Below are 5,936 nucleotides of genomic sequence, written 5' to 3' on the forward strand. Positions count from 1 at the left end.
GCTACTGCTTTTTTGCGTGTCGCACACCATGCCGTCCATGTTTGAAGTGCAGGTTGACTGGCCCTGATGTCGCGCATCGCAACGGCAATATCGGCCAGCATCGTCTTGCTCGCCGGATCAAATGGAAAGGCGCCGGCCAAATCCCGATAGGCCTTCAGTTCGCGCGTGAAGGATTCCCGCATTTTCAGGAAGCTTCGCGCCTGTGCCAGCAGCGGGTGATCGACGTCGCCCCTCATCAGACACGGCGCGACCGATTGAGCCACCGTCTTCACCGAGCCAGCCGACTGCCCCAGCCGCATCAGCGCCGTCCGCATCGCTGCCGCCTGATCGAAATAGGCAGATATCGCCGCAACGTCCGAATGGATGCCCTGCCAACCGGGTGAGTGAATCCGCAAGGGGCTGCTTGCAACCTCATCGGTGTTCATCTTCATGGTCCGCAATAGCCGAAGATCGCGATCCGGGTCGGCTGTGCCTGATTTCGCATAGGATTGCAGCAATTTCCGAACACGCCTCTTGCCCAAAAGCGATTTTGGCCAGCTCCTTGCGTTGGCTTGCCGCCAGTCCAGATCAAGCTGATCGACCGGAATGCGGGCCAAATCCTCATCGGCATAGACTGCGCCCAATCTCGCCTCGGCCTCCTTGAACTGAGTGATCGCCGTCTCGACGTTTCCGATTGAGGTTTTGAGCTCATTGAAACTTCGGTCGAAAATAACGCCAAAACTCTTGCCGGCCGCCGATTGTAGCGACGAGGCTATGGCCGCCAGTTCGTTCAGATCCGTCACCGAACAGTCCGTTTTCGGCTCCAGTCCCAGCGCCGCCGAAAATGCCTCCAGCGACGGCTGCAGATCGGAAGCCGCTCTCGAAATCTGCTCAACTTGCGTCAGGAATCTGATTTCCCAGCTTGCTGACCAGTCCGCCACATCAATAAAACGCAAACACTTGTCTGAGGGGACAGACCGGAACACTAACCCAATCTCGTCAATAAGCTGGGTCAGCCTTTGGTATGTTTGGCTATCGTGCTGGACAGGCTCGGGCCACTTTAAGTCCGGCGCATAGGCGTCTTTTCCGCAGACGAACACGCCCATGGCCTTGAAGATGGACCATCCGCTCGGGGCTTGTCGGTGCAACGCTTCGACGTAAGCGTTCAGTTCATCACGGCGGATGCGCAGCCGATCGTTGATCTTGATCCATTCCTTGCCATTATCACCTGTGCCAGCCTCCCAGGATTCTTTCAACTGGGCTATGAATTTCTTCCGTTCGGCCTTGTTGGAATGTATTTCGAGGCAATAGGCACCGAGCCCGTGCTGTTGCAGTCGGCGATGCACCACGCCCAGCGCCGCCGTCTTTTCGGCAACGAAGAGCACGCTCTTTCGCTCGGACAGGCATTGGGCAATCATGTTGGCAATGGTCTGGCTCTTGCCGGTGCCTGGCGGCCCGATAAGAACGAAATCGTGGCCCTCGGCGGCAGCCATGGTTGCTGCCAGTTGCGAGGAATCAGCAGCTAGCGGCATCACTAGTTCTTTTGGATCATATTTGACGTCGATGTCCCGTTCCGCTGGAAACGCCGTCGCGACTCCGGCTTCGAATGCTGTGTCCGGGTTGTCGATGAGATGCCGCACCACCCGGCTCTGCCGAAGCTGATCCGTCCGGTCGACCAGATCCTTCCACATCAGATATTTGGCGAAAGAGAAGGTCGACAACGCTGACTCGTTGACCACTTCGTACCCTGGAATCTCGCGCACCGCGCGGCGCACCATTTCGAGAACCAGCGGAACATCGGTCCCACTATCATCTGTTGGGAGAGGGCCCTCGAACTGCGGTAATGGCAGATCGAAATCCTTTTTCAGCAATTCGAGCAGTGTCGAATTGAATCGGACCTCGTCCTCGTGGTGGAGGATGTGAAACCGCGACGACGCACTCTTGCGTTCCAGCTTCACCGGCACCAGCAACAACGGAGCGCGGTAGGATTTTACATCGTCGGCCGATCGCTTCCAGCGGAGAAACCCGACCGCAAGAAACAGGGTGTTGGACCCGCCCTCCGCCATATCGTTCTGCGCCCGCCGGTAGAGCTCGGTCAGGCGGCCATCAAGCTCCTTGACCGCCAACGGTGAGGACAATTCATCGCGCTGAAGCGCGGCCAGCGCAAATTCGGTGTTGAGGTCTTTCCCTGTTGCCTGGAAATGCAGCTTTTCATCCCGGTCTCCAATCGGGTTCTGCTCCGGCAGCGAGATGATGCGAACGCGCGCCTGATCGGCGAGCCGGTCTTCGAGAAAGGAAATATCGGGACAAACAAACGGGATTACCTGCTTGCTGTCCTTGAAGTTCAACAGCCGGTTTCTCAGCGAAAGATCAAGCAGCTTTCGCTGCCAGCGGTCAATGCGGCCAGCTGCGGTGGTCGGCTTTTCTTCCGCGCTGTCGGCAGGCATTGAGGAGAAATCGGGCAATGGTGGCAGCGGCAAGGAGGTAGCCTCATCCCCTGCCCCGGTTTCAACACTGCCCCCTACCGACCGTTGATGCGAGGCCATCGGCTTGATCTGCGCCTGCCTAGCGCGCGCTACGTCTATGCAGGCAACAAACCGATCTTCCTCCTCAGACAGGAGACCGCGGGCAATGCTTCTTGCATCATCGAAGGTGAAGGGAGGATTGTGTGTGATGGAGGTGGTTTCAAACACAACAACCTCATTACCGGCCAGCGCCTTCCGCACTTCGCCCGGATCGGTCTCGATCAGGTTCGGGAATGTCTTTCGCGTGAGCCAGAAGCCGGCGAAGGAATGACCATCCAGCAACAGGATCACCGGGTTGAGACCCACGGCTTCAAGAGCAGCTGCAAACAACAGGCTGGTGTCGAGGCACGTGGCCAGTCCCTCATCAACGATTGTCGTCGGGCGCCTAACCTTCTGGCCGTATTTTTCAAAGCTGCGGGGTGGTTCGGCATAGGTCAACCGCAGCTTGCTGATTGCGGACCATAAAGCCGCGCCAAGCATATAAGCACGTCTGGGGTCTTGGCTCTGGTAACCGTCCAGGGCAGAAGAATGACCGTGAGCGGCAAGGGAATTGCCGGCTTCCTTTATGATCCGGGCAACACCCGGGTCGTTCGGCATCACGAACGCTGCAAGCAGCGGCGCCATGGCACCGAACCCACCCCACTCGTCCCTTGCCAACAGACGGATTTCCTCGGTTCGCTCGGCGATCAACTGATCGGCCGAAAACAGGCGAAAGCTCACCTGCCCGCGTTCGGCTTCATTGAGTCCTCCAAGAAAGTCGGGATCGAGCTCGATAGCCCGATCAGAAATTCTCAGACTGTCGCCAGGCGATATCCTATCGATTGTCCAGCTCTTGCGCTTACAGAACGCCGGAGTGACTACCAGCTCAAGCCGCAAGCCGTTGAGAATATCGGCGGTGTCATTGCTAATTTCTATGGATCTGAGAATAGGGACAGAGTTCTGCCAAGAGGCATAATTTATGGCGCCGACGACATCGGGGACGATCGATACGGATGGCTCCATCTCGATCTCCTCCACCTGCGGTTCGTCGTGATCACCGATGTCCATTGATTGCACCATCTCCCCCATCCAACTTGAAGTGTGCATCAAATAACATATGCCATCTAAGGTCCAGCGCTGTGAGTCGGCAGGTCGCACAAGAACAGAGAAAGCTTCGGGGCTGGTTCGTTAAACCGAATTTTTTCAGACCGCACTCTGCCACTATCGCTGCAAACAACGTAATTCGGTACCAGATTAAATATCGTATTACAAAAATTCAGCAAAAGGAAAATTTTCGTATTTATGTTAACTATAAATATGATGAATATGTAATTCAAAGAATGTATTATCAATAGTACGATTGTTTTTTCTGTGTATGTGGCTATTTACTCAGTTACGACACTGCTGTCCCGGCGCATGTGAGAGTGCAAGTGGAACTTCGGCACGTCGTCAAAGAAGCCAGCGGCGGACAAACCGGCTCTCACGGTCCTGCCATCGTTTCCCAATGACTGATGAACGAAACGATGTGCAGAACTGCAAAGGAGAGACTATGTCTGTTGTGTCGCGTGTTAAATCTTCCGAGGCCACCGCTTATAATGAAGCTCTTCTGGAGATGCTCCGCCTAATGGCGGCGCTTGAAGGGGAGTTTGGACGTGCTGGCGCCCTCTTGCAGTACGGTCGGTTCTATCCGCCCGTCAAGCATCGTCCCGAGTGGCTTCCAATGGGGCAGATGGGCCTCTGCTACTGCAACTGCACACGTGCGCGTTACCCCTATCTGGCTGACGACCCAGTCCCCTATCTTTATGCGGAGGGTTATGCACTCTTTGCGGATTCTGGCGATTTCTACGAGCACGCCTGGCTCGTCGAGATGAAGGGTCGTGCCATCGACCTTACCTGGACGGACACAAAAGATGTTATCTACTTCGGAGTGACCTTTAACGACGCGTTCGTTTATAAGGCAATGAAAGACACAGGGCTCTTCGGTATCCTTTGTAGCCCCCCGCTTCAGAGTAGCTTGTTCGCAAACAAAGCAGCGTTCGAGTCCACGCTCTGGAAACAAGTACTTCCCGGCCTGCCGAGCGGGCGCTTTCGTCCGACCTGACAATCAATCGTTGCAACCGGCCGCAGGTTTTCTTCGGCCGGTTGGGAGTTTGCAGGGTACCGTCATTACCGTTCCGATCCTTGCCGCTTGTTGCGAACAGGGCCAGGTGTATGCAATCAGGATCACGCAACGAGGGGCCGACTGTTGATTTCGTTTGAGACACATTTTGACAGCGCGACCCTTGACCGCGGCAGGACCTATCAGCGCGCGGGGCATGTGGTATCGGTTGCTCCGGACGAAGACGGAGGGCTGGAGGCACGGGTTCATAATGGCAAGGGCACAACCTATCGCCAATCAATCCAGATCAAGCCTGCCACAGCCCGCAAACCCAATGGCGAGGTATTGGGACTGTGCAGTTGCCCGGTGTCGTTCAACTGCAAACATGTCGTGGCCGCCCTCATGGAATATAATGCCCGAGGGCGCACACCGGGGCGGAACATTACCGCGACGGCGACGGTACCGGCTGCGGTACACCATTGGCTTCGCCAGGTTCAGGATAGCCCAGCGTCGCGAGACCAAGATGCCGCCCCTGCCCCCCAAGAACGCCCCGAAGACTACCCCGAAACGGTCAAGGACAGGCTGCTCTACGTCACCGATTTTACACAAGGCGAATTGCGTATCGATATCTGCAAGGGAAGAATGAACGCCCAAGGCACCGGGTTGAACAAGGCAATCCGGCGTTATGATGTGATCTATCAGCTGCGCGGAGCGAAGCCCCTGCCCGGCTTCTTCCGACCGGTGGATCTTGATCTTTTGAGCCGCCTGGCCCGCTCGCGCCGTCTCACCGGCCAAACAGGCTACGCGGCTTACGATCTTCCTGATGTATTGCGTGCCGCGGATCAGCTCGACACATCTCTCCTGGCTGAGATCTGCAATACCGGACGCGCTCTGGCTGAAGCCAGCGCCGAAGCTCAGCTTGCCTGGACCGACGAGATCATACCGCTCAACCTGGGATGGAGCCTTGGCGATGACGGTGGATCAAGGTTAGCGTTTGTTGCCCCTGATGGATCGGCATTGCATGTCGCCCGGTTCGGGCAATCCGGTATCTGGCTTGACCCAACCTGCAAGACGATCGGCGAACTGGCACAAGTGCCTGGACTGGATTTGATCCGGCTGGTCAGATCCTGCCCGGTCATTGCGCGCGAGGATATGGCTCGACTGGGGGCATCACTGCCGCAGCGGCTCGGCGGATTGGCGCTGCCGCGGCCGACACTTCCGGATGCGACGCGGAGGCCCGCCCGGACACGACAGGCGCAGCTGACGCTGGCATCCGCAAATGCCTATGAGGGGCTTTACCGATACGGGCGAACATCTGTCACTCTTCCCTGTCTGTCGCTGCGATTTCTCTATGA

3 protein-coding genes are annotated in these 5,936 nt (G+C 56.8%); 2 read left to right on the plus strand and 1 reads right to left on the minus strand.

All coding sequences use genetic code 11. The annotated features are described in order from the left end of the window. Positions 1–3,551, minus strand: a 3,551-nt coding sequence (locus Q8O80_RS01235; RefSeq protein WP_305576086.1) for a DUF4011 domain-containing protein, incomplete at its 3' end; no start/stop codon positions are given. A 481-nt stretch (positions 3,552–4,032) separates the two neighbouring features. On the opposite strand from Q8O80_RS01235, the gene Q8O80_RS01240 reads away from it, so the two are divergent. Together Q8O80_RS01240 and Q8O80_RS01245 are read left to right on the plus strand one after the other, a co-directional pair. After that, positions 4,033–4,584 carry a hypothetical protein gene (locus tag Q8O80_RS01240; RefSeq protein WP_305576088.1) on the plus strand — a complete coding sequence of 184 codons (552 nt, stop codon included), beginning with the start codon at positions 4,033–4,035 and terminating at the stop codon, positions 4,582–4,584. Between the two features lie 144 nt (positions 4,585–4,728). Further along, a partial coding sequence (locus tag Q8O80_RS01245; RefSeq protein ID WP_305576090.1) for an SWIM zinc finger domain-containing protein occupies positions 4,729–5,936 on the plus strand: 1,208 nt, incomplete at its 3' end.

This window comes from Devosia sp. (assembly GCF_030689745.1).
GTDB classification, from domain to species: Bacteria; Pseudomonadota; Alphaproteobacteria; order Rhizobiales; family Devosiaceae; genus Devosia; species Devosia alba.